Origin of the sequence: Bacillus sp. FJAT-29790 (assembly GCF_019039215.1) — a bacterium.
Taxonomy (GTDB): Bacteria; Bacillota; Bacilli; order Bacillales; family Cytobacillaceae; genus Cytobacillus.
In genome coordinates this window covers 1,199,500-1,225,577 of the sequence record NZ_JAHNZZ010000001.1, presented here as the reverse complement: position 1 = coordinate 1,225,577, position 26,078 = coordinate 1,199,500, and the positions used below count along the sequence as shown (strand labels likewise).

The following is a 26,078-nucleotide window of genomic DNA, read 5'->3' as shown; positions in this document are numbered from 1 at the left end:
TTACAGTGATTTTTCTTTCCCTGTTGTGTTTACTATCTTTTTAGACTTATTGAAAATGCTAAACAAAACATAAATGATTCCCATCCAAATAATTCCGCGGACAAGTGTCATTGGTGAACCTACAAAACTTCCGTAAAATACAATTCCGATTCCTACAAATCCGAGAATTGGGAACAATGGATAAAGCGGCTGTTTCCATGGTAATTGCTGAATTTCTTGCATATTATTTTTTCGATAAAGGATTCCGGCAATTAAAGCTAAGGTCCAAGAAACTAACCAAGCCAACACAAGTTGGTTTGATAACTCGACGTAAAGGAAATCAGGATTTACAGAACCCAAAATGACTAATCCAACAGAAAGAGCCCAAACAACTAAAATCCCATATACAGGCGTTCCTGTTTTTGGATGGAGATATCCGAAGAACGAAGGCAGATAACCGCTTTTAGCTTGCGCGTAAAAGATACGGGAAGAAGCATATAAAGTTCCCATCAAAATACAAGTAGCAGCTGCAATCCATGCAGTCATATTCATAATGTACGCACCAGCAATACCAAATACCATTTCCGCTGCAACTGTGAATGGTGAACTATCCATCGTGATTTGATCCCATGGAATTAAACCTTGTAACACAATCTGAGCAGCTGAATATAGAACGATAAACGTAATACTTGACCATATTAACGCTTTTGGAAGGTCTTTTGGATTTTTAACTTCACCACCAGCAGTTGCTAGTGTAACTGCCCCTAAATAGGCATACGTCCCTAAAGGAACAGCTGCCCAAAAACCATCAATCCCATGTGGGAGAAATGGTGTGAAATTATTAAAGTCTATATCCTTTAATCCAATAAGTGAGAAAAGTGCCATTACTAGTGTCATTATGATAACAAGAATTAGCTGTGTCTTAGCTGCAATCTCGGTCCCAAGAATATTTAATATGGCAAAAATTGATATGAACAGAATGGAAAAAAACACAGGCCACAAATCGCCTTGAAGTTGTGGGAAAAACCACATTGTTAGTTTACCTAAAGCAAGTCCGACACTTCCGCCAGCAATCACCCATCCGATTGCAAAGGTAAATCCAGCTAAAAATCCCCACCATTTACCCATAAAGCGATCGACCCAATGTGACATTGCTCCAGCATTTGGCATGCCTACTGCTAACTCGCCCAATGCAATCATCAAAAATAATTGCGAAAATCCTGCTACTCCATAGGCAAGAATGGCACCAGGTCCTGCTGTTGCAATCCCTTGGCCCATGAGAAGAAATATCCCATCTCCGATAACTGCCCCAACACCTAGAGCCCAGATCGCCCAAAATCCGAGCTTCCTTTGAGGATTTAGCTCTAATTGGTTAAAATTACTCATACTTTTGCCCCCTTTAATTGATTCTGATAAACATTTTCGAAATTACGGTAAAGAACCATTTCTCCAATTGCCTGGGCTGTTTCAGGATCCATATAATCTGAATCGATCCAAGAATTTAGTACATCCTCAAAACATTCTTTAAATAAATGGACGCCAAGCCAGTTCATTTCCGGCACTGTAAATGCATCAGAACCGTACATCACCTTATCGAACGGTGCGAATTCAAACACTTGGGATAAAATACGTTTTACACCATGCCCGCTGAAAGGGTTTTGTAATGATATATCCATGTATACATTCGGAAGAATACTGACAATGAATGCTGCCTCTTCCACCCATGGATAACCGCCGTGGACAAGATGGACTTTCGTATTTTCATATTTTTCATCTCTGAGCATATCCAATAAAAAACTTGGGCTTGCCTTCGGAAGAATTACTTCGCCATCACCGATGCCAGTATGTATATGCATTACTTTTTCTGCATTTGTACATTCCTCCATCGCTATATGAAGACAATAATCACGAAGATTTTTTACTTTAGCACGGCTATTATGTTTAAACTCTTCATACTCTGTTAAAGCCAACTTTTCGTTGATTGGAGTGATCTCTAGTCCGCTTCGATAAGCAATGATTGATTTTAGCCCCACAATTTCTTCTTTTTTCAACGCCTTAGCTAGATCTTCACGATATTTTTCACTAAATTCAGCAAAGGTTTGACTTTCTTGACTTAATTGGACCATGACAGGTTCTATGCGATAAATCTCCCAGATTCGCGCACCGCACAAATCAGCATATTCTTCTTTACTTAGCGGGGGCTGAGGATACCCGAAATCACCTACCAATCCTGTAATCTTCGCATCGGAAAAAAGTTCACGTGTATATTTTCTAAAATCTCCTGCCATTGTATTACGATGCTCAACTACCGCCTCAAGTGTTGACTCACAGGAAAAATATTTTGCCATACGCTGAATGAGGATTTGAACCCACATATTACTTCCTGGGAATGGCTGTTTGTTTAATCGCTTATAATTTGGTGGCATTTGGTTCGGAATGACTGACAGAGATAATTTCCTGACAAACTCTTCTGGAGTATATGGCTCTGGATTTGCTAAGTAAGGGTGTGCATGAACATCAATGGCCTGAATTTCTTTTAATGATATCTTCATCAAATCTCTCCTTTTATCTTTATTTATTTCTACAAGCAATTTTTGTGCCATCTTTTCAGAATATACACAAAAGTCTAACAAGCCATTACTTTAAGCTTGAATGAACAATATTTTCTTCTTTCGCAAAGTAGAAAACGCAAAAAAAATTACGATCGCAAAAATATTTTCGGTTGTTTTTTTGCGCTTATTATAATTAATAAATATTATTTTCAATATATACAAAATTATGATAATATTTCGAGGAATGATATATATTTATTTTACCGACAAATTTTTTTCGTTAATTATTTTTCAATAAAGGAAGCTGATTATATGAAGGAGATCACATATCTTTCATTAATAGAAGTCTGGAACTATTCGTTTGACTGTATGATTCTTCTCAGCGAAGGGGGGAACATTCTTACATTGAATCGGCCTGCCAGCCGTTTATTTTTGGGAAGTCCCTCTACCCTTACAGGCTCTTCTATTTATGAATTGATTCCATCTGAGGATTTTAGAAAGAGTTTGCAAAAAAAAGAGAAAACTGGGGTTGCAGTTTCAATAGGCACAAAGCAATTAGTCGCAAATATTTCCTTTATAACAACTGAAAATTCTAGTGGGGCTTACCTTCTCATCCTAAAGGATTTATCACAAACCCAGCAGCTTCATCATCAAATTCAAAGACTTAATAATACAAAGCAATTATTCGATTTAATCCTTGATAACCTAAATGAGGGCATATGTGTGATTGACGAGCATGGGACCATTCTTTTTTATAATCGCAAAGCTGGTGAACTTGATACATTAGAACCGGAAACAATTAGAAATAAAAGGGTTCATGATGTTTGGAACGTTGATGAAAACACAAGCACCCTGCTAACATCACTGCGGACAAGACGTACGCTCAACCATAGGGAAACAAAGTTTTCTTCCCATGGAAAAGCTATTACTTCACTAACTCGAACTGTCCCGTTAATTTTAGATGATAACACAGCGGGAGCCATGGAAATTTCAAAGGATATTACTGAACAAAAGCAGTTATCAGAAACGATCATGCAATTGCAAAAACAAGGTAAGGGAAATTCAGAACCACTAAGTCCCCTACTTTCACGGAAAAATAATACTCGATTTCAATTTGAAAATATTGTTTTTTCCAGCAGAGAGATGGCCCAATCTGTTGAACAAGCTCGGCGATCAGCTAGATCTAAATCAAATATTTTAATAGTAGGTGAAACGGGTACTGGGAAGGAGCTATTTGCCCAAAGTATTCATAATGAAAGTCCGAGAAAAAACAAACCATTCATTGCACAAAATTGCGCTGCTCTTCCCGAATCTTTACTCGAAAGCCTGTTATTTGGCACCACTGCTGGCAGCTTCACCGGCGCTATTGATCGGCCTGGGTTGTTCGAACAAGCTCATAATGGGACCCTCATGCTTGATGAGGTTAATTCAATGGGTACAGGCTTACAGGCAAAGCTATTACGGGTTTTGCAAGAACGCAAGGTACAGCGGCTTGGTTCGACAAAAGTCATTGATATTGATGTTAGAGTAATTGCTACGATCAATGAGGAACCGTTAGAAGCAATATCAAATGATAGACTTCGTGAGGATTTATATTATCGACTTGGCGTAGTAAATCTGGTGATTCCTCCACTTAGGAGTCGTAAAGATGATATTCGGGTATTAATTGAACACTTTATTGATAAACATGCAGAGCTATTGGATGTTACCGTAGAAGGCCTAGAGTCTGATATTTTTAAATTTTTTATGAACTATCATTGGCCTGGCAATGTTCGTCAGTTAGAGCATGTGATTGAGGGCTGTCTAAACCTTGTTTATGATGAATCCATGATCGGCTATGATCACCTACCACCCGTTTTCAAAAATAAAATACAGCAGCAAGAAAACTCGATATCTTCCGAACAATCATTACAATATTCTGGAAGTCTACCGGAGCAGATAGAAAGGCTTGAACGCATCATGATTGAGCAGGCAATGAAGAGCACGAATGGCAATATTACAAAAGCTGGTGAACAGCTTGGAATTTCGAGACAAAACCTCAATTACAAGCTAAAAAAATATCAGATTTACTCTTAAGGGGGAGATGTTTTGAATCGTTCATTTCTAAGTACCGAGGACAGCGTGATAGCCGACAGTTTAAAGATACGCTTTTACCCGATTTCTGTAAAAACGGCCAATGGAACACGAATTAAAGACCAGTCTGGAAAAGAATATTTGGATTTAGCGGCAGGTTGGGCTGTTGCAAATATCGGGTATGGTCATTCAAGAATCAGTCATAAGATCAAGGAGAAGTACGATACCTTATCGTTTACATCCCAGCTTTCAGCACCTGAGCCGACGATGGTTTCGCTTGCTCAGAAACTTATTGAGATAACACCTGGTGATTTCCCTAAAAAGGTCTGGTTTGGTCATTCAGGTTCTGATGCGAATGATTGTATCGCAAAGCTAGTCCCTCTTGAAAAAAAGCGGGCTAGAATGATTTCCTTCATGGGTTCCTACCATGGACAGACAATGGGATCACTTTCTCTTTCTGGACATCCGGCGCAATCGGGATTTATTGGGAGTGGTAATGTTGTTAAAATTCCTTATCCAAATCCGTATCGGCCACCATTTGGGAAAACTGACCGGTTATCAGATCAGGTCATTGAATACTTAGAGCAGGAAGTGTTTAAAACCATCTGTCCACCAGAAGATACTGCCGGAATAATTATCGAAGGAATTCAAAGCGATGGAGGCCTCATCGTTCCACCCGACGATTTTTTGCCGCGACTTCAGGAACTTTGTAGACGTTATGATATTAATCTAATCTTTGATGAAGTTAAAGTTGGCTTGGGAAGGACCGGAAAGTGGTTTTCCTTTGATCATAGTGATGTTGTCCCAGATGCAGTTGTACTTGGGAAATCACTTGGCGGCGGATTGCCAATTAGCTCCGTTATTGCAAGAAAAGAAATATTAGATGTAGGTACAGGAATTCATATGTTTACGATGAGCGGCAACCCCGTTTGTAGCGCTGCTTCCTTAGAAAATTTACAGATCATTGAGGACGAAAAACTGATTGAGAATGCTAGAGTTAATGGAGACTATTTCATGGGCCTTTTAAAAGAGCTCCAGGAAAAGTATGAGTTGATTGGGGATATAAGAGGAAAAGGGCTAGCTATTGGCGTAGAATTAGTGGAAAACAGAGAGACAAGAATTCCCGCCGCTGAAAAAACAGCTGCAATCTGCTATCGTTGCTATGAATTAGGACTGCTTGTTTTTTATGTAGGAATCCACAGCAATGTAATTGAAATTACCCCACCTCTTACCATCACGAAAAACGAAATTGATTTAGCAATATCCATCTTTGACCAAGCCTTTTCTGACTTGGAGCAACAAAAAATCAATCTTGATTTAGTAAAGGAATATGCAGGTTGGTAGGCTACTTTCAATAACGATTCCTATAATATCAATTTCTTAAATACTAATTCAGTATTTTAAAATTCATTTGCAAAGCTGTTCCTATTTATCTAAAGGAACGATACAGAGGAAGTGTTTTTGTAGAGGAACAGTAACATACAAAATAATCCTGTCTCATATTAAGAAAAGCTAAAAGAATGTAGGCTTGTTCTTTTAGCTTTTTATTCTTGTTTTTGTCGATAGATAAACAGGTCGATGCTTTTGAAACGATCAGTTTACAAATGGCTTTCTATTATTAAGAATTTATCTAAAATATAAATTTAAAATTGCTATCCTGATTGCCGAACAATATGATCCGCCAATCTTATTGCTAAAGCTACGTTAGATAGAACCGGACCAGCAGCAGTTAGGGAAGGGAGAACGCTATTATCGGCCACATATAGACCTTGAACTCCGTGGATTTGGCCGTGACGATTTGTCGCTGAAGTTGCAGGATCATCACCCATTCTGCATGTGGAAGCCTCATGCATATCTGCGCCAGGTGGTCGTAGAGTCAAGGTAGAAGGATCTAGTGTCACTCCCATTGCAGCGGCAGATTTGGTAATTCCTTGTGCAACTTGGTTAGCTACTTGATGATCTTTGTTGGTTAAAGAATACTGAACTTGATATAAAGGTACACCGAATTCATCTTTTGCAGACGGATCAAGGTACACTCTGTTCTCAGCGCGAGGCTCAACCCTTCCAAACGAGGCGTAGGCAATCCCTAGCTGATCTTGAAGTACCTTATCTTCAAATTGCTGGTATGAAAAGTATTGATCAGGACCAAGAATCTGAATTTGATAAGGATCCTCATCTGTCTCAAATTTCAAAATAGACAGGTTCCCAAGTTTATCAGAGAACTGATTTCGACTTATTGTTCCTACAGCAATGATTGACACATGTCCTGTTAAATAACGTCCAATGGCAGATCCTTGTATTCCAGAACTTAGTAATAACCGTGGAGTCTCTAATGTACTAGCAGATACTACTACATTTTTTGCCCGAATGGTGTGAGCTCTCTTATCTAGAGAAATCACTTCGACACCTGCCACCTTCCCATTCTCTACAATCACTCGAGATGCATTGGCGTTGACAGCAAGATCATATGGCCGATCATACATGGCGGCCGCTAGTGTATTGATCGAACTAAACCATGGATTAGAATGGACTTCTCCCTGATGGGAACATGTCATATCAAAAGCCAGTGGCATATCGTTTGCTTCTAGAATACCATGTCCATGAAGTCGCTTTAATAGAACATTCTGCATCGATGACCCTTTAGCATAAGATCTTGTAACGTGCAAAACCTTTTCTGCCATCCCATAATACACATTTAACTCTCTAGGATGAATGGGCCATTTATTAAGTTCAGATCGAATGGGTCTTGGAGTCGCCGCGTTCCAAAACAATGACCTTCCCCCAAGTGCGTATACCATTCTGGCACCTGAAAATTGAGGTAACCGATCGCCTACTGTGGTTGAATTATCTGGAAGCAGTTGATCTCGTTCACTGTTTACATTAATAGTGGGAATGTTAAGGGCGTGTGAATGAAATAATTTATCCCCTTTCTCAATGATACCGATCTTTTTAGCACCTTGATTTTTCCAAAGTTCACACAATCGATACAAAGTTGCTCCCCCGCCAGGCCCACTTCCAACGATGAGGACATCATAATTGGTATTCTCCATTTGTTGAAGCGTTTTTGTCGGAATCCAATTATTTTTATATTTCACCACAGAAGTCACTTCCTTCCCTTCACTCTCAATTATATATATAACTACTGCTAATCTCATATGAGTGCTTTTTTTCACAAAGAAAGAACCTTTTCAATTAGAAAAGGTTCCTTTGATGGAAGTTTGTTTTAGCTTATTGAAATGGCATTTTACGATCTTTCGTAGTACCATACCCCATTTTCCATAAACTTTTTACATTGCCCATTGTGGTACAAATACTCCAAATGCGCCAACGTTTCTCCAATGGCAAATCTCATTTCATGTGTGGTTAATTTTTTCTTAAAAAGCAGTGTAGAAACTTGATAGATGGTTGCCGGATCTTTTATATATTCAAGAACATCATTAAGGCGCTCATGGTGATGCACTAGTAATTCCTTTATGCGCTGATTAGCATGTCTGAATGGTTCTCCATGTGATGGAATGACATATTCTGCATCTAATTTTTCAATTTTTTTTAAAGAAGTAAAGAACGCCTCAAGCGGATTGCTGATTCCTCGAAACCAATAGGATATATTAGGAGTTATTCTTGGTAGAATATGATCCGTTGAGAAAAGGATGCTGTTCTCCGTATTAAATAGAGTAATTAACCCGTCTGAATGTCCAGGGGTAAAAATGACTTCGTATTCGTACTTACCGAATAAAATATTCATACCTTCTTCAAGATGGTGATTTATTTTAGGGTAAGGCTTTACTTTTATGTTAAAGCTTCCTTCATTCTGGGATAGTTCCTTGGCTTTCTCATCTGAAAGCCCGCAAGTTTGATAGTTTTTACGCACAATTTCAATAGAAGCAGGCTCCCAAATCGATGTCCCAGCATTTTCATCCACTGCAGTCATCCAAACGTCAGCGCCTGTTAATTGTTGCAATGCTCCAGCGTAGCCATAATGATCTGGATGGTAATGAGTTAAAATGATCTCTTTGATGGGGTGTTTTTCAATGATAGGTTTCCAAATTACGGATGTTTCTTCCCTATGTAATCCGGTATCCATAATTGTCCACCCTTTGCTTCCTTCCGCTAAAAAACAATGAACATGATTTAGTCTAAAGGGCAAAGGAATTGTCACTTGAGTGACACCAATTTCATTTAACAAATAAGACTACTCCTTCCGATAATATGATAATCATTTATTTTATTTAAGGAAGTGATGATAAATCATCTTTATGGAAATGGTCTAATATCAATGAGTATTTTCCGTCATTCAATTAGAATTATAATAACTTCTAGATTAAATTGAAATATCCTCCAACAAAGATAGATTAATTTAGAATTGAAATTAGTTTTTGCGAAAAAATGGAGGCGATTAGTAAAAGGAGCATATTAAAAATAGAGCACAACTTTGAAGTTGTGCTCTATTTTTAATATATTTTTTCAGTAGCAAGATTTTTTATACTGTTTTACTGTTTTCACTCTTATTGTTTTGTCCTTTAAAAAATAATTGATCGATCGCAAACATTCTGCTCCCATTTATGGCGATAGCTATAGCCATTGCCAAGAAAGCTAGATCTAATTCATAACCCGCCATTTGGCCATTGCCTAAAAAACTAATAGATAATTTTACTTTTATTATAGCTCCAATCATTACTAGAGCAATTAATCCAGCGGCAATTCTACTCCCTAAACCAATAACTAGTGCAATACCGCCAACAACTTCAATTAAAGCTACACCATATGCCAAAAACCCTGGTAAACCAATGCTATCGAACCAACCAACGATATTTTCAATCCCGCCTTGAAATTTGGCTAGCCCATGTATAAAGAAACTAATTCCTAAAACTACACGTAAAATTAATGTACTTACTTCGAATTTATTTGTCATAATAATTCCTCCAACTTATCATTTATATAATGTTAACTGTTTAAAATTCTTAACGAAAATCAACCAAATTGCCAAACACTGTGACTAAGGTTTCCATATCGATAGCTACGGTGCAATAATTTAGCTGTTCGTTCATTATCGGCTGCACCCATTGCATAGAAAATGGGAATAAAGTGCTCGTTTCCATATGGAGGTACTGCTAATTCCGCAGTCGGAGCCAAGGAATTGTATTTAAAAAGCGATTCTACATCCCAATTCTTCAAATGTCGTCCCAGCCATTCATCAAAATCTAGTGCCCATCCATCGATTGCTCCTTCCCCTTCACCCATCTTTAAAGCTCTAAGATTATGCACCGTTCCACCGCTGCCTATAATTAAAATATCTTTTTCCCTTAATTCAGATAAGGCTTTTCCGATTTTATATTGTTCTTCAGGAGAAAGATTCGGATTAACTGACATTGAAATGACTGGAATATCAGCATTAGGGTATAACAGCCGGAGAACAACCCAGGCTCCATGATCTAACCCACGTTTTGTTTCAACGTCAAAAGAAATACCTTGTTTAGTGAACAATTCTTCAATTTCTTTTGAGACATCGTTATTCCCTTTTGCCGGATATTCAATGCGATACAATGCTTCAGGAAATCCGCCAAAGTCATAAATCGTCTTATACTCGTGGACATTGCTCACTTTTTGAACGGCTGACTCCCAGTGAGCAGAAAACAAAACAATGGCTTTTGGTCTAGGCATAGTATTGCCTAAGTCGCTTAAAAACTGCGTATATTTATTATCCTCAATCGCAATTAGCGGCGCTCCATGAGCAATAAAAAGTGATGGAATCATGTTATAAGCTCCTTTCCCTTCTAAATTAAGCCTATAGCTCTTAGTATTCTATAAAAATGTTGAGCTATCCTAATTACTTTTTTATCATATGGAGATAAAAGATTCATATAAGAATACAATTAGACAAAAAAATAATCCTTAAATCATCAAGTCTGTATTCCTATATGAATATTTGTTACTTTTAAGATAACAATTCGTAAGGTAGATTGTCAACATTTTTTTTGCTAATATATAATTATGTTTTTTATTAGGAAACTTTAGAGGTGATTAATTTGGAAATTGGCTCAAAAATTCGCGCGATACGAACAAGAAAAAAAATTACGATTGCTCAAATGTGTGAGAAAACTGGCCTTTCAAAAGGATTCATCAGCAATGTCGAAAATAATAATACTTCCCCATCCATAAATACGCTGCAAACCATTTCGAATTTCCTTGGGGTTCCTCTACCATATTTATTGTTAGAAAAGAAACAACATATGCGGGTTGTTAGAAAGGAAGAGCGAACATACTCAACTTATAATAACTTGAAAATAGAACATTTAACATCCAAAGGAGGATTAAGAATGATGAGTGTGGAATTCCCTCCCGGTGCTTCAATGGGAGAAGCAAATGCCCACGAAGGGGAGGAATGCCATTTAGTTTTGGAAGGAAAAGTTCTTGCGGAACAGGGTGAAGATTCCGTGGTCATAGAAGAAGGAGATTCCTTCAGTTGGAATGCCAGTGTGCCACATTTCGTTAAAAATATTGGCGATGGTAAAGCCGTCGTTTTAATTTCTATCTACTCAGATACAGAACTTAATGATATTTTTTAATTGTCTCTTATGAATTTCAAGCAACTAAATGATGTTGTTATTGTTCGGGAAAGTCTGTCATAAGACGCTGTGCATTTATGTCTTTATGAATTTTTAATTTGTTTATTACCCTATATAATGATAAAAGAGGAACGAAATCCGTTCCTCTTTCTCTTCATTAATCTTTTGAAGTGATTTTAATAATTGTTATTAATGGTGTTCGAAGTTAGCATTTTATATAGAACATATTGTACAGTTTAATAGCAATGTATACGGCTACTGACCAAATAATTACAGCTGATATTTTATTAATCATTCTTAGAAACTTTCCTTCGGTATCAAAGTTACCTACAATCCTTCCACTTAAAGCAAGACAAAGAAACTAATTTCAAGGTTTTATTTGTTTAAAGGATACCTTGTTGATTTCCCTCACTCTAATTAATTTCCGACATTCAATAAAAACAATTGCATATATTTAAACTAATACTAACATTTGAAAAGAGGGGACCTATGTTTATTTATGTCGTTAAAATGAGTGATTCTGTTTTTTCGATTGCAACAAAATATCAAGTCTCTATTGATAGTATACGCATCATAAATGGATTAAAAACAGATAGATTAGTACCAGGACAAAATCTCCTCATTCCAACGAATATATACATTGTTCAGCCTGGGGATTCACTAAATTCCATCTCTCGGATGAGTTTAACTTCAGTTGACACCATTTGCCGATGTAACGGATTGCTATCAGATATATTAATTATTGGAATGAGGCTATGTTTGCCTCCTCGACTTAAGTATATAGCAGAAGGTTTTAGTTATATAACACCTTCTACTCCCGAAACTAATCAAATAAATGTCCAGACCAACGCACCGATCAATACTTTTTTTGGAATTTTCGAATATCATGTTCTTGAAGATGGAAGTTTGAGCACTTTAGATGATCAGCAACTTATTAGGATTGTTAGAGAGAATAATGTAGCACCCCTTGCCGTTATTACAAATTTGACCCCGAAAGGATTTAGTCCAGAATTAACGAAACGAGTATTAAATGACCCTGAAATTAGAGAGAAAGTAATTAATAATATTTACAACCTTGTCAAAACTAAAAACTATGCTGGAGTGAATATTGATTTTGAACGGGTCAGTGAAAAGGAAAGGGATTTGTTTAGTGGCTTTTTATGTTCGTTAAGTGAGCGATTGAGGCCTGAAGGATATTATACATCCGTAGCGGTACCAGCTAAAACAAGTGACGATATTCCTTGGTTAAAAGGGTATGATTACAGTGGAATTGGAGCAGCGGTTGATATTGTCTTTATTATGGCTTATGACTGGCACGAACCAAGCAGTCCACCAGGCCCTGTTGCTCCGATTAACGAGGTAAGACAAACGATCGAGTATGCTCTTTGTCATATGAGAGGAGACAAAATTATCCTCGGTGTTCCGCGCTACGGATACGACTGGACAATGTCTAATGGAATGGTAAATAGTGCTCGAGCCGTTTCTGTTGAAACTGCAATAGAAACGGCTATAAAGTATCAAGTCCCTATCCATTATTCTACAGATTACGAGCAGCCTTTTTATCAATATCGGGATGAATCGGGGAAACGACATATTGTATGGTTCGAAGATGTGCAAGCACGTGCTCAAAAACTTCAACTAATGGTTAACTATCGTTTAAGAGGGATGGGAGCCTGGCAATTAGGTTTACATTTTCCGCAATCAGGTTTCTTAGTAAGAGAATTTATTATCCCAATAAAAATATTCAATAACCCAAAAAGCTGGTTTCCTGTAGAATAGGAAACCAGCTTTTTTAATAAAGTGTAACATGATCATTTAAACATATGTAACAAATTCGTCTACTGGTTTACGGTAACCTCTTGGTTTTCTGCTTTGTACTTTTTCCTTACCGAGAGCAACCATTAATACTGGTTCAATCTATTTTGGTCATTAGAATATTTTCTGAAAAATTACTTGCAGATCGCCTTACTCTAACGACCTAGCAAATGTTTCCATATTATTACACCTCAAATGCCTTTTTCAGACTTTCTATTTAATTAATACATTCTTAATCTAATCTCCTACAGTAAAGTATTTTCAACTACCTATGCTTCTCTTTTTAGCGATTATGATTTGTTTGTCCCATTTAATGGTCGTGAAAACAATGCTAAAAAGGACAAGAGAAGCACCAAAAATTTCTTTTCCGGACATCATTTCTTGTATAAATAAAAACCCGAATAGAGCTGCAAATACAGGCTCCAAGGAAAAGATGAGCCCTGTTCTTGTTGAAGACGTATATTTTTGGGCAACAGTTTGGAATATGAAACCTATGGCACTACACAAAATGCTAAGCATAAGGATTGAGACCCAGCCTTCTGTAGTAGATGGCAAAACAGGTGTTTCAAAAATCAAGGAAAAAACGAATCCCAACAAACCTACAACTCCTAACTGGATAATCCCCAGATTTAAGGAATCTACTTTTTGGGCTGCGCGCTCTACTACGATAATATGTAAAGCGTAAAAGAAAGCCGTCATGATACATAATAGATCGCCTTGCACAAAACGGAATGGCAGCTGAATGGTAAGAAATGCAATGCCTGTTAGAGCCAATAATATACTAAGCATCAGTTTAGGATCTATTTTACTTTTGAAAACAAAGGAGTTTAGGAGAGGGACAAAGATAACCGTTAAGCTGACCAAAAACCCCGCATTAGAAGTAGTCGTTGTCTTTAAACCATACGTGATCGTTGTAAAAACAAGAAACAAGATAAACCCCAAAAGTATGCTAAATTTCAATGTTTCTCGATCCACCAGCTGCAGGCGCCGATGAAATAAAGCTGCTGCCAGAAGAAAAGCCAATCCAAATCGGAGGGCAATTAAGTTGAATTCAGAAAGAGTATCCAGTCCTATCTTCATAAAAAGATAAGATGAACCCCAAAAGATAGTAACAAAAAGCATCATTAAATCAGCCTTGAATGCATTCATCTAACTTCCCACCTTTCAGTAAATTCAGTATACTAAGCTTACAAATACAAGTAAAACGAATGTTTTTTATACCAAATATGAGTAAAACTAATACAAAGAGAGGTTAGATATGAGTATCAGCAAATACAAAGTATTGATGAATGTAGTGAAACATGGCAGTCTTTCAAAAGCAGCAGAAGTACTTGGATATACACAATCGGGGGTTAGTCATATAATCAACAGCTTGGAAGAGGAATTTGGTTTCTTGCTAATCATTCGGGGGCGCTCTGGAATTAAGTTGACCAAAAATGGAGAACAAGTCTTGGGAACCATACGGGAAGTATTAAAATGGAATGAGCATTTAGAACAGGAAGTTGCCGCTATTCATGGAATTGAGATCGGTACAATTCATATTGGAACCTTTACAAGCGTATCTGTACATTGGCTGCCTGGGATCATCAAGCGTTTTCAACAGGAATTTCCGAGAATTGAAATCCATTTAGTCGAAGGGGATTATCGACAGATTGAGGAATGGATTATTAAAGGTGAGATTGATTGTGGGTTTGTTACACTCCCTACTCGGGATAAAATTGATGTAATCCCGTTACAGCAAGATCAAATGCTCATTTTACTGCCTCCAGAGCATCCTTTAAGCTCCCGTCGTGTTATTCAATTATCTGAGATTAAGGATGAGCCCTTTATCATGCCGCGTAAAGGGTCAGATGACGATATCAACCGCGTTCTGACAAATGCAGCGATCAAACCGGATATTAAATTTACCGCGGGTGATGACTATGCCATTATGGCAATGGTCGAAATGGGGCTTGGAATCAGTATCCTTCCTGAACTCGTTCTTCGAGGACAGCAACGTAATATCCATATAAAAGAGTTGGATAAGCCCACTTTCCGCTCTCTCGGAATTGCTGTCAATTCCATGAAAAATATATCTCCTGCTAACAAAAAATTTCTAGCATATGTTCAGAACTTTTGTAATCAATACCCATCTCCTGATAGGTACAAACTTCCTTTCACATGAAACATGTCCAAAAGGAATTAGTCTTCTTGGAGAGTATCTTTATCGAAAAACGGTTAGAATGACCTTGACATGAAACCATTTGGTTTTATATAATCCGAAGTGAAACCAAATAGTTTTATATTTTACAATGAAGGAGAATTACCTATGAAAGTGAATAATGAAAATAGACTTCAAGATATTAAGCAGACCGTAATTTTTAATGCACCTATTCAAAAAGTATGGGATGTAGTTTCTACATCAGAAGGCATTGCATCATGGTTCATGCCCAATGATTTTCAGCCACAAATAGGACATGAGTTCCATTTACAGTCACCATTCGGTCCCTCTCCTTGCAAAGTAACGGAATTGGATCCCCCTAATAAACTATCCTTTACATGGGATGAAGATGGTTGGATCGTTTCTTTTATCTTAAAAGAGTTAGATGACAGGACTGAGTTTACTCTTATTCATGGCGGATGGAAAAATCCGGATGACATCCTGCCGAAAGCAAACGAGAAAAGTTCAATTATTCGTGACCGAATGGATCAAGGATGGGCAGGAATTAATGAAAAACTACGCAAGGTTGTTGAGAACTAGTGTCCTCATCAGCACAAAAGCATGATGTATTTCAAGCAATTGCTGATCCTACTCGCAGGCAGGTACTTCGATTACTTGCTGAAAAAGAATTGCCGATTTCAGAAATAACTAGCCATTTTTCGATAAGTCGGACAGCCATTGCAAAACATCTTCATATTCTTACAGAAGCTGAATTAGTCTATGGCCGTAAGGTAGGAAGAGAAAAACGTTATCGGCTGATGCCTGAGCCCTTAACAGAATTAAAAGAATGGCTTTCTTATTATGAACAATTTTGGAATAACAAGTTATCAATGCTTAAACATATAGTCGAAAACCCGAAAGAAAATGACCTTTTAGTAATTAAACCGAAAATTGATAATAAATAGAAATGAATGGAATTCTCTTTAAGAGCGTTGTTTATATCGACTTTATTAGTCATGCGAGAAGCAAGGTATCAAAAACCCACCATGTCAAGCATTAGGAAGTAGCGTGACTTGGTGGGTTCTTTAATAATTATTGTAATCGTATGGAGCTTAAAGACATCAATTAGATTTCCAAATTCAAATGGGACAAGTTCCACTGTGTTAACTTTGGGATATAATTCCTTTTTACTTTTGCTTACTTACTAATTACAACCCTAGTTCCGATTGAAACTTTGGATGATAATTCAAGAACATCATGATTGTACATTCGAATGCATCCGTGTGATACATTTTTTCCAATGGATGAAGGCTTATTTGTGCCATGTATTCCGTAATGAGGCTTTGATAAACCCATCCAGAGCACTCCGAAAGGTCCTCCGGGATTAGGCTGTTTATTAATAATTGTGTAGGTTCCCGAGGGAGTTGGGGTCAATATTTTTCCAATTGCAACTGGGTACACTTTTATTATTTTATTGTCATCAAAAAGTGTTAATTGATGACGTGATGTCGAAACCTTAATCCATTTCACCATAAGATCATCTCCAATTTATTATTGTAAGAAGTGTCTTATGTTATTAATATTAGCAAACGTAAATCATATGCAATGTTTTTAAAACATATTATATAGCTGAATTGCAATATAGATAGCTACCACCCATATAATTAATGCTGATAATTTATTAATGATTTTCAAAAATTTACCTTTCGCATCAAAATTACCTACTAACCTTCCAACTAAAGCTAGACTAAGAAACCATAGCCATGAGATAACAATACAAGCGGCTGTAAATGCTACTTTTTCTGCACCAGTGTAGCTAAGCGAGCTCGTTCCGATTACACCAATTGTGTCAAGGATTGCATGCGGATTAAGCAAAGATACTGATAAAGCAAACATAATCTGTTTTTTAGGCGGCATGGCTGCTTCCTTTTGATTTAAAGGTGCTGGATCACTTTTCCAAATCGCCCATCCCATATAAAGTAAAAATAATAGTCCAATAGAAAAGATTACGGTTTGCAATACGGGAACAGTAAACACGATGACTGAAACGCCTAATACTGCTAATAAAATAAGTAAAGTATCACAGAGTGAAGCTGTAATAATAACCGGAATTGCCCTCCTGAACTTTGATTGTGAAGCCCCTTGATTAAAGACAAACACATTCTGTGCACCAAGAGGAAGAATTAACCCAAAGGCTAATACAATTCCGTGAAGAAGTGCTGCTATCATAATATTCCCCTCTCATTTATAAGAGCATCTTTCATTCAATTGCAAAGATGCCCTACAACGAAGTGATGATTAATATCCCTTCGTATTACTTTCGTTCAATCACTTTTATTAATTCCCGCAAATAGTCTGGAAGATCTGGCGGGCGGCGGCTTGATACAAGGTGGCCGTCTACGACAACAGGCTCGTCAATCCAGGTTGCACCTGCATTTACCATATCATCTTTAATTCCAGGTGTACTTGTCACTTTTTTTCCCTGCAAAATTTTAGCTGAAATCAAAACCCATCCTGCATGGCAGATTTGTCCTATTGGCTTTTCATTCTCTTCCATATGCTGGATAAGGGAGATTACCTCCGGAAAACGGCGAATTTTATCCGGTGCCCATCCGCCGGGTACAAGGATTGCATCGTATTCTTCACCCTTGATTTCGCTATAAGCATAATCGGATATGGCGGGTACACCGTATTTCCCGATATATTTTTCCATTGCCTCCTCCCCAGCTAAATGAACCACTGCCCCCTCTTCTTGCAATCTTAGAATGGGATACCATAGTTCAAGATCTTCAAAATCATGATGCACAAGGCTTATTATTTTTTTTCCTTTTAACCGCATTTCGATTCTTCCTTTCTTTTGACAACTTCTAATTAACATACTACATTTTGCAACAAAATCCCATCAATCAACTCCCTATTTGAAAAGAAATAATTACGTGGAAATTTATCCATAACTCGATCATATTTTTATAAGTACATCGCAATATTGGTTTCAACATTGCAATATTCGTGTATAATAGAAGCAGGAAAAACATATCATAAAAAAGATCGTTTCGATGCAGTAACATCAAAACGATCATGCAATAGCAGATTCCCTTTCAGGGGTCAGCACTTATTGGAAAAGTAATCCACTCGAGCCGCTATATTCAAGGGTGGGTTATTTTTTTTGGTTAAATGACAGAATGGCTATTAATAAGCTTGCAAAAGCAACTGCAAACATTTTATATAGTTAAACCAAACCCAAAAACGAATGAAAATAAATTTTATCGCAACTATTGTTCTGATCTAAGCGAAAAACAATATATGAAACCAAAATTATTGTTCATTTTTCAATTTTATATAGCTTTATAAAATTAATTCAAGTAAATGAACAATAAAAACAGCGATTTCATCGAAAAATCGTTGTTTTTCCATTTTATAATTTCCTTTTTCAAGAAACCACTATTCCCCACTGTTCCTCGAACTGCTCATTAGTAACGCCCGTACCTACATTATTAGTACACGAAGCTGTTTTTGTACTATGAAATTATTTAAACAGAAAGGGATATGGTGAAAACAACCATTTCGGCAAAAATCTTATAATAAATTAGTGACTCCATAATTTCTACATACTTAGTTGGTGTTAATACGTATATCTTCTTTGATAAAGTACAATCATAACAAGAAAAACTAGATATCTGAAATTTATTAGGTAGGTGGCTACGATGTGTGGATTTATCGGTTGTATGTATCATCAACCTAAAAAAATGAATACAGATATGGATAATCAAATAAAAGAAATGAACAACATTATTACCCACAGAGGACCGGATGATGAAGGATATTATTTTGATGATTATATAAACTTTGGATTTAGACGACTTAGTATTATTGATATTGAAAGTGGGCACCAGCCTCTTTCTTATGAGAACGATCGATTTTGGATTATTTTCAATGGAGAAATCTATAACTACCTTGAATTACGGAAAGAATTAACGAAAAAAGGATATGAATTTGCTACAGAATCTGACACAGAAGTTATCATCGCCTTATACAGCGCCATAAAGGAACGAGCTGTAGAAAAGCTGAGGGGCATGTTTGCCTTTGTCATCTGGGATAAAGTAGAGCAAAAATTATTCGGAGCAAGGGATCATTTTGGCATAAAACCTTTCTTTTACTCTGAACAAGGGGACATTGCTTATTTTGCTTCCGAGAAAAAAAGTATCCTTCTTGCGATGGATGGTAAAATGGATTCCAATTCTTTGCAGCACTTCCTAAGTTTCCAATATGTACCCGAACCTGATACGATGACAAACCATATAAAAAAACTTTTACCAGGTCATTACTTTACGAAAATAACAGGAAATAAGATGAACATCAAACGGTATTGGTCACCAAAATTCCAACCGATGGATCTATCTGAAGCAAAACTCTCTAAAGAAATTCGTAATATTCTAATTGATTCCGTGAATGTGCATATGCGTAGTGATGTACCTGTAGGATCATTTTTGTCTGGAGGCATTGATTCTTCCTTTATTGTTTCTTTAGCAAAAGAGGTTAATCCTCATTTAAAAACGTTCTCCGTTGGTTTTGAAAGAGATGGATTCAGTGAAGTTGATGTTGCGAAAGAAACAGCCCAAGCTCTTAATTTAGAAAATATTAGCTATATCATTTCCCCTGAAGAATATTTGGCAGAACTCCCTAAAATTATTTGGCACATGGACGATCCGCTGGCAGACCCAGCAGCTGTTCCATTATATTTTGTGGCCCGTGAAGCCAGAAAGCACGTAAAAGTCGTACTATCCGGCGAAGGGGCGGACGAGCTTTTTGGTGGCTATAATATTTATAGAGAGCCTCAATCATTGAAAATGTTTAACTATATCCCAAATCCGATAAAGTATCTTTTAAAGATACTGAGCCGTATTTTACCAGATGGTGTAAAAGGTAAAAACTTCATTGAACGCGGTGTTACTCCTTTGGAAGAGCGATATATTGGTAATGCAAAAATGTTTGAAGAAAGAGAAAAGAAATTGTTGCTTAGGAATTACAAGTCCAACTTAGATTATTCAGCTGTAACCGAACCGATTTATAACCAGTCCATATCATATGATCCCATTACAAAAATGCAGCATTTGGATATTCTTACATGGCTAATGGGAGATATCTTGCTGAAGGCAGATAAAATGACGATGGCCCATTCCCTTGAGCTAAGAGTTCCTTTCTTGGATAAAGAAGTTTTCAAAGTTGCAGCAAAAATACAATCAGATCAAAAAATCAAAAATAATACGACTAAGTATATACTCCGAAAAGCAGCAGAAGGTATTGTTCCAGAACATGTATTGAATCGAAAAAAATTAGGTTTCCCGGTTCCTATCCGCCATTGGTTGAAAGACGAAATGTATGATTGGGCCACCAATTTAGTTCGCTCAAGCCCAACAGATTACCTTTTTAATAAACAAAAAGTATTCAATTTATTACAAGAACATGTCGTAAACAAAAAAGATAACAGTCGAAAGTTATGGACCATTTTTGTGTTTATGATCTGGCATCAAATTAATATAGAAGGTGCCTACGATTTTAATTATTTACATGCGAATCAAGTACAAAGTAAGAGTATCGCTTATCCCCCCATTGTTGACTAACAATAAAGTTGTTTAATTTAGTTAAAGAAATAATTACTAAGACCATGTGGAATGTAATGTTTAACTAATTAATAAACGAGAGGATGTTGTAATTGAAGTTAAAAGAGATTGCAGACCTTTTTATGGTTAAGAAGACGGTGGGGGATATGAATGTAGAATTCACAGGCATACAAATGGACTCCCGAAAAATAGAAAAAGGAAATTTATTTATATGTGTTCCTGCCATTAGAGGATTTCTTGCAGATAGGCATTTATATGCAGAAGATGCGGTTAGAAACGGGGCCATAGCACTTATTGTTGAAAGAGATATAGATATAGACATTCCGAAGATATTTGTTCAGGATGCAAGACATGCCATGTCAGTTATTGCATCCCATTTTTATAGTTATCCATCAAATGAAATGAGACTTATAGGAATTACAGGAACAAATGGTAAAACAACAACGTCGTATATTATTGAAAAAATATTGGCCGACTATGGATCTAAAACTGGTTTGATGGGTAATAACGGAATGAAAATAAATAATCATTTATACCCCACTGATATTAATACTCAAGAACCACCAATACTTCAACGAAATTTACGGAAAATGAGAGACTGCAAAACTGATTATTGTGTAATGGAAGTCACATCCCAAGGGTTGGACATGGGGAGAGTTTTGGGATGTAATTTCAGGACTGCTGTATTTACAAACTTAACTCAAGACCACTTAGATTATCATGGAACTATTGAAGAATATAGAAAAACTAAAGGGCTTTTATTTTCAAGGCTTGGAAATACATTCCTCCCTGAGGACAAAAAGTATGTTGTTCTAAATGCAGATGACCCTTCAATTGAATATTTCCGTAAATTAACTTCAACAGAGGTTATTACATATGGAATTAACAATAAATCTGATGTTTCTGCAAAGAATATTATCATGTCACCACGAGGTATCCGATTTTTACTTACTTCTTTTATTGGTGAAATAGAAATAAGACTTAATTTAGTAGGTAAATTTAATGTGTATAATGCTTTAGCGGGAATAACATCTTCTTTGATTGAAGGAATACCTTTAGAAAGTATTAGGAATAGTTTATCTGACCTAAAAAGTATTGGAGGTAGGATGGAAATAATAGATGAAGGGCAAGATTTTCTTGTATTAGTCGATTATGCTCACTCACCTGATGCTTTAGAAAATGTACTTACAACAATCAAGGAGTTTTCAAACGGTAAAGTAATTACTGTCTTTGGATGCGGTGGAGATAGAGACGTAACAAAGCGGCCTATCATGGGTGAAATAGCCAATCGTTATAGTGACTTTGTCTTTGTTACCTCTGATAACCCACGTTCAGAAGATCCCATTATAATTATGAAGGATATTGAAAAAGGAATGAAGAGCTCCAGTCATTATCAATTAGTTGTAAATCGTGAAGAAGCTATTAAAAAGGCGATTAACATGGCTTCATCTAATGACGTTGTTCTAATAGCAGGAAAGGGACATGAAACTTATCAAATACTAAAAGATAAGACCATCCACTTTGATGATAAAATAATAGCCAAGAAGACTTTATTGAAGAAGGAATAAAATGCCTTTCTTCAACTAAAAGACATTGCCCATACTTTCAAACGACTTTATTGTTACTGATTTAAGTTTTCAAAATACAGATATGGGGATTTTTAACAATTACCCATCCTACCCAGGCATTGACGAAATTTCGCTTGGGTACTTTTTTAATCTTTTCTGCTGCATTGCCCAACTTAATTAGATTCGGTCAATCCCAGGATAAACAATCATATGATTTAATAAGGATTCCTCAAGGTAATCATCAAAAAACGGATCCAATCCTCCATCAATATCCTCGATTTCTTCTACATTCATTTCCTTAGGATTCAAATATTTACATCATCTCAGTAAATAACATTACCACTAAAGCACCCACAGCTAATCGCATTCGTCTAGTAACTTTATTAACTTACCGATGTTCGCGTCGAAATCCTCCAGAACATCAGCGCGTTTTTTCAAAGCCTCTCTCCTCTGCGGTATGGTCGCAAGATCGAACGCGGGGTACTGTAAAATCGCAATTTGCCAATTTAGCAGGTTGATCAGATGTGTGGCTAGTCCTACGAGCGTCATTGATTTATCGTGCGGCTTCCAAGACATCTGTTCATCGGACAAACCTTCCAGAATGCGGCGCGTAGAGGCCAGTTCATGCGTTGCGTCGCCAATGATCAGTTGTTTAATCATAAATTCCTCTCCTCACTTATGGTTTTGAGTACTATAAACTCAGTCGAGTGGGCAAGCATTCTACTTCACATCAACCCTTCTTTATCTAAATCGGATTAATTTTGCAGCCTTTCCGTTATTCCATCTAGAATTTCTCCCCAATATACTTTCATTTCCTCTCGAACATTCTTATCGGCAAGCTTTTCTTGATGCAAACTAATCGTTGTTTTATTACTTGCTTTCGATATAATACAGACTTGAACTGTTGAGGGTTTTTCCCATTCCTCTTTTTTCCATGTTAGGCGAAGCTGTTGTAACGGTTTAACAATCCGAATTTCCCCTGCCCCCGTTTTCGTTATGTATTTCTGACCTGGTTCAAGAATGATGCTAGTAATCTCACCCAACCATAAATCTAATCCTTCCTAGAAGTAATAAGCTCCCAAGCTTTCTCCTGTGAAATTGAAAAAGTCCTTCTAACTCCGACCTGAAATCCGACATCCTTTGTTTTTCCAATAATTCTTTGGTTATTCATTTCTTCACCTCATAATTCTTAACAGTCTTTGTTAGTACTTTTACTTCGATTTACTTTCTAATAATTCCTTCCCTATTCAATTAAATGGCCCGATCGTATTATAAGGTCAGCCAGAAAATATTTCTGGTTGATCATTTTTTTTATCGATATATGCTAATGGTAGCCGGGGTAGAACGTAACGGCCCGTGGGACATGATCCCGTCCGCAAAACAGTTCGCCCCCTACTTGTAGAAACACGTTTGAGGCTGGTTGGGACAATGATCTCGTATAACAAGCGAAGCTATGACACTACAAGAAGGACTAGGGGTACCGGTAATTATATTTGGAGGAGGAGATTTATAATGAATCCAGTCATTGGTCTGGATGTGGCAAAAGGTGAAAGTCAGGTTCAAGCATACTTGGAAAGAAAGAAGCCTTATAAGAAAAGTTTCAAAGCTAAACATGATCTTGATGGGTTAGCTAGTTTATTAGCATTTATTAAAGAGATAGAAGATATTTCAGGAGAACGCCCACCTCTTGTAATGGAATCAACGGGTCATTATCACACACCAAATATCAATATTTTGAGGACAAAGGTTATTTAATTATTATTGTAAATCCACTTATCTCCTATAAAGCAAAAAGTTCTAGTTTGCGAAAGGTAAAAACAGATATCATTGATGCCAATCACCTCTGCGAGCTGTATTACAAAGAGGATTTAGAACCATACAAAAAGCGTGGTGTTCAACTGATGAACCTACGTCATCTTACGCGGCAGCACGATAATATTACAGGCATGTTTGTACAAACCAAACTACAATTTCAGGCAGTTTTGGATCAAATATTCCCTGAATATAGTAAGGTTTTTGGAGACTTATATTCGGATGTTTCTTTAAAAACATTACAAGCATTTCCTACTTCAGAAGATGTCTTGAACACCGATGTTGAAACATTAACGGTTAAAATAAAGGAATTCTGTAACTCCCGGTCACTACAATGGGCAAACAAACAGGCCGAAAAACTAATGACTGCAGCAGCACAAAACCCTTTTCGGAAGACTTTATACTCTAGCCTTTCCCTAAGCTTGGATATGTATATTAATATGCTATTTGAGCGCAAGAAGCATCTATCCACGCTTGAAAATGAAATAGATGCCTTGGCAAAGCATATTGAGGAATCTAAAATTATCCGTTCAATTCCCGGTATTGGTGAAAAAATCGCGGCAACGATTATTTCTGAAATTGGGGAAATCGAAAGGTTTAATAACCCTAAGAAACTAGTGGCATTTGCCGGTCTTGACCCAAGTGTCTTTGAATCTGGCACATTCAAAGGTACTTACAATCGAATTACCAAAAGAGGATCTAGCAGACTTCGGCAAGCCTTGTATATGGCTGTTAAATGTGCTATTCGTGACTGTCGAAAACAGAAAACAACTGATGAAATCCTTCCTCGTAATAAGAGATTACGAGCGTTCTATGATAAGAAACTGGAAGTAGTAAAACCTTTTAGAGTAGCTGTGATCGCTTGTGCAAACAAGCTCTTACATTGGATTTATGCACTTTAAACAACAAAACTTCTTTTCAAGATTTAGCTTGATTTAACAATTTAACCAAGTGAACCAAGACTTTCCAAAACATAGTATTTGGAAGGTTATTTGGCATGCATAATTTTAGTATAACATGATATTTTTAATAACTTTATTAAAAAATGTTGACAACTATTGGCTGGTTTTGCTGAACAAGAAAAAATCCTGCATATCAATACAGGATTTTTGATCAAACTTTTATAAATTATCGAACTTTATTTCAATGCCACAAATGAAACTTTGGAAGATATCTTTGGAAAATATAATGGCTAACATCCTTAAAGATTAGCCATTTTTAAATCATTCTTTAAATACATGTCTACAATGATAGAACACAATTAAATTATAACTTTTTTATTAATAGGTATTGATAAACCATAAACGCCTGAAACACCGTCACCAGCATCACCCCCTTTCATCGGGGAAATGCCGACCACCCTTGAGAAATCTAATCTATTGCTTTTTTTATTATACCATTTCCAGATGCAGAACACACGTTTTGTTTCGATGATTTATTATATTATTCCTTATTACAAAACTCCTGAATTGTTCAACAATCATTTAAACTCTATTCATATCAGGTCGCCAATTTACGATTGCTTTCTTTATCTCATCCGGCTTTAAATTTTCCTCCACAGCTTTTTTACTAAGTACAGGAAATTCATTGTCATCTGCAAAACGTAAAGCTACCACTTGCGCCATGCTTAGTTTCCGGTCTAATAATTCCCCAGTTAATACATAATGGCGCAGGTTTTCTTCTGCGCGTATGGCACGATCTTGAGCTTTTAATGGGTATAATCTCACAAGACCTGCGATAATGACAATAATGATTAAGAGCAAAAGTAGAATTATTGCTTGTAGAATGTTTGCTCCTTCATTTATGGAACGAACCAGTTGAACAATGGTAGCTACTAAAGTTCCTAATACTAATACCGTTAAAACATAATGATAAATCGGATGCATTCGTATATGTGTTTGATAATCTTGTTTATTCATTGTGTCCTCCTTTTTTTCTCCCAGTTTATTCAT

The 26,078-nt window shown here is 36.7% G+C and carries 22 protein-coding genes and 3 pseudogenes; 10 read left to right on the top strand and 15 right to left on the bottom strand.

Annotated features, from left to right (window positions below; genetic code table 11):
- Both BGM26_RS05715 and BGM26_RS05710 read right to left on the bottom strand, forming a co-directional pair.
- A complete protein-coding gene (locus BGM26_RS05715; protein ID WP_217038746.1) occupies positions 1-1,365 on the bottom strand; it encodes an APC family permease in 1,365 nt (454 codons plus the stop codon).
- Positions 1,362-2,531: an amidohydrolase family protein gene (locus BGM26_RS05710; protein ID WP_254119053.1), complete on the bottom strand. Its 1,170-nt coding sequence runs from the start codon at positions 2,529-2,531 to the stop codon at positions 1,362-1,364. Before BGM26_RS05710 ends, BGM26_RS05715 begins: the two co-directional genes overlap by 4 nt.
- Before the next feature lie 312 nt (positions 2,532-2,843).
- Between BGM26_RS05710 and BGM26_RS05705 the strand changes: the two genes are divergently transcribed.
- Both BGM26_RS05705 and BGM26_RS05700 read left to right on the top strand, forming a co-directional pair.
- Positions 2,844-4,607 (top strand): sigma 54-interacting transcriptional regulator, encoded by a 1,764-nt coding sequence (locus BGM26_RS05705; RefSeq protein WP_217038744.1) that lies wholly within the window; start codon positions 2,844-2,846, stop codon positions 4,605-4,607.
- A gap of 12 nt (positions 4,608-4,619) precedes the next feature.
- Complete coding sequence (locus BGM26_RS05700) at positions 4,620-5,948, top strand: aspartate aminotransferase family protein (protein ID WP_217038743.1); 1,329 nt, start codon at positions 4,620-4,622, stop codon at positions 5,946-5,948.
- Between the two features lie 308 nt (positions 5,949-6,256).
- On the opposite strand, the gene BGM26_RS05695 is transcribed toward BGM26_RS05700, so the two are convergent.
- The 4 genes from BGM26_RS05695 to BGM26_RS05680 form a co-directional block, all read right to left on the bottom strand.
- Positions 6,257-7,702: a GMC oxidoreductase gene (locus BGM26_RS05695; RefSeq protein WP_217038742.1), complete on the bottom strand. Its 1,446-nt coding sequence runs from the start codon at positions 7,700-7,702 to the stop codon at positions 6,257-6,259.
- Positions 7,703-7,848: 146 nt separating this feature from the next.
- Positions 7,849-8,790, bottom strand: coding sequence for an MBL fold metallo-hydrolase (locus tag BGM26_RS05690; protein ID WP_217038741.1), 942 nt, complete (start codon positions 8,788-8,790; stop codon positions 7,849-7,851).
- 294 nt (positions 8,791-9,084) lie between these two features.
- A complete protein-coding gene (locus tag BGM26_RS05685) occupies positions 9,085-9,516 on the bottom strand; it encodes a DoxX family protein (protein WP_217038740.1) in 432 nt (143 codons plus the stop codon).
- A gap of 59 nt (positions 9,517-9,575) precedes the next feature.
- Positions 9,576-10,358: a dioxygenase family protein gene (locus BGM26_RS05680; protein ID WP_217038739.1), complete on the bottom strand. Its 783-nt coding sequence runs from the start codon at positions 10,356-10,358 to the stop codon at positions 9,576-9,578.
- 272 nt (positions 10,359-10,630) lie between these two features.
- Here BGM26_RS05680 and BGM26_RS05675 point away from each other — a divergent pair, with 272 nt between their 5' ends.
- Positions 10,631-11,170, top strand: coding sequence for a helix-turn-helix domain-containing protein (locus BGM26_RS05675; protein WP_217040663.1), 540 nt, complete (start codon positions 10,631-10,633; stop codon positions 11,168-11,170).
- 489 nt (positions 11,171-11,659) lie between these two features.
- Positions 11,660-12,949, top strand: coding sequence for a glycosyl hydrolase family 18 protein (locus tag BGM26_RS05670; protein WP_217038738.1), 1,290 nt, complete (start codon positions 11,660-11,662; stop codon positions 12,947-12,949).
- Between the two features lie 36 nt (positions 12,950-12,985).
- Here the strand turns inward: BGM26_RS05670 and BGM26_RS21405 are convergent.
- Together BGM26_RS21405 and BGM26_RS05665 are read right to left on the bottom strand one after the other, a co-directional pair.
- Positions 12,986-13,084 (bottom strand): annotated as a pseudogene (locus BGM26_RS21405) (nitroreductase family protein); the annotation flags it as partial.
- A 162-nt stretch (positions 13,085-13,246) separates the two neighbouring features.
- Positions 13,247-14,134 (bottom strand): DMT family transporter, encoded by an 888-nt coding sequence (locus BGM26_RS05665; protein WP_217038737.1) that lies wholly within the window; start codon positions 14,132-14,134, stop codon positions 13,247-13,249.
- Positions 14,135-14,243: 109 nt separating this feature from the next.
- On the opposite strand from BGM26_RS05665, the gene BGM26_RS05660 reads away from it, so the two are divergent.
- From BGM26_RS05660 to BGM26_RS05650, 3 genes are all read left to right on the top strand, one after another.
- Complete coding sequence (locus tag BGM26_RS05660; protein ID WP_217038736.1) at positions 14,244-15,149, top strand: LysR family transcriptional regulator; 906 nt, start codon at positions 14,244-14,246, stop codon at positions 15,147-15,149.
- A gap of 144 nt (positions 15,150-15,293) precedes the next feature.
- Positions 15,294-15,725 (top strand): SRPBCC family protein, encoded by a 432-nt coding sequence (locus tag BGM26_RS05655; RefSeq protein ID WP_254119050.1) that lies wholly within the window; start codon positions 15,294-15,296, stop codon positions 15,723-15,725.
- Complete coding sequence (locus tag BGM26_RS05650) at positions 15,725-16,090, top strand: ArsR/SmtB family transcription factor (RefSeq protein ID WP_217038735.1); 366 nt, start codon at positions 15,725-15,727, stop codon at positions 16,088-16,090. The genes BGM26_RS05655 and BGM26_RS05650 overlap by 1 nt, the downstream gene beginning before the upstream one ends.
- A gap of 232 nt (positions 16,091-16,322) precedes the next feature.
- Here BGM26_RS05650 and BGM26_RS05645 read toward each other — a convergent pair whose 3' ends face one another.
- The 3 genes from BGM26_RS05645 to BGM26_RS05635 all read right to left on the bottom strand — a co-directional run bounded on the left by BGM26_RS05645 (position 16,323) and on the right by BGM26_RS05635 (position 17,964).
- Positions 16,323-16,658, bottom strand: a complete 336-nt coding sequence (locus BGM26_RS05645; RefSeq protein WP_217038734.1) for a L,D-transpeptidase — start codon at positions 16,656-16,658, stop codon at positions 16,323-16,325.
- Positions 16,659-16,736: 78 nt separating this feature from the next.
- On the bottom strand, positions 16,737-17,354 hold the full coding sequence (locus BGM26_RS05640; protein WP_217038733.1) for a LysE/ArgO family amino acid transporter: 618 nt from the start codon (positions 17,352-17,354) through the stop codon (positions 16,737-16,739).
- Between the two features lie 85 nt (positions 17,355-17,439).
- Entirely contained in the window at positions 17,440-17,964 is a 525-nt protein-coding gene (locus BGM26_RS05635; protein ID WP_217038732.1) for a type 1 glutamine amidotransferase domain-containing protein, read from the bottom strand.
- Positions 17,965-18,829: 865 nt separating this feature from the next.
- Between BGM26_RS05635 and asnB the strand changes: the two genes are divergently transcribed.
- A complete protein-coding gene (gene asnB / locus BGM26_RS05630) occupies positions 18,830-20,746 on the top strand; it encodes an asparagine synthase (glutamine-hydrolyzing) (RefSeq protein WP_217038731.1) in 1,917 nt (638 codons plus the stop codon).
- Between the two features lie 92 nt (positions 20,747-20,838).
- Positions 20,839-22,314, top strand: a complete 1,476-nt coding sequence (locus tag BGM26_RS05625; RefSeq protein WP_217038730.1) for a UDP-N-acetylmuramoyl-L-alanyl-D-glutamate--2,6-diaminopimelate ligase — start codon at positions 20,839-20,841, stop codon at positions 22,312-22,314.
- A gap of 177 nt (positions 22,315-22,491) precedes the next feature.
- Here the strand turns inward: BGM26_RS05625 and BGM26_RS21650 are convergent, their stop codons facing one another.
- The 3 genes and pseudogenes from BGM26_RS21650 to BGM26_RS05615 all read right to left on the bottom strand — a co-directional run bounded on the left by BGM26_RS21650 (position 22,492) and on the right by BGM26_RS05615 (position 23,357).
- A complete protein-coding gene (locus BGM26_RS21650) occupies positions 22,492-22,623 on the bottom strand; it encodes a hypothetical protein (RefSeq protein WP_302053220.1) in 132 nt (43 codons plus the stop codon).
- Between the two features lie 51 nt (positions 22,624-22,674).
- Positions 22,675-22,974 (bottom strand): annotated as a pseudogene (locus tag BGM26_RS05620) (DinB family protein); the annotation flags it as partial.
- Between the two features lie 95 nt (positions 22,975-23,069).
- On the bottom strand, positions 23,070-23,357 hold the full coding sequence (locus BGM26_RS05615; RefSeq protein WP_254119048.1) for an SRPBCC domain-containing protein: 288 nt from the start codon (positions 23,355-23,357) through the stop codon (positions 23,070-23,072).
- 385 nt (positions 23,358-23,742) lie between these two features.
- Between BGM26_RS05615 and BGM26_RS05610 the strand changes: the two are divergent.
- A pseudogene (locus BGM26_RS05610) lies at positions 23,743-25,028 on the top strand (IS110 family RNA-guided transposase).
- Positions 25,029-25,610: 582 nt separating this feature from the next.
- Here BGM26_RS05610 and BGM26_RS05605 read toward each other — a convergent pair.
- A complete protein-coding gene (locus BGM26_RS05605; RefSeq protein WP_217038728.1) occupies positions 25,611-26,045 on the bottom strand; it encodes a DUF6526 family protein in 435 nt (144 codons plus the stop codon).
- Positions 26,046-26,078: the final 33 nt, after the last annotated feature.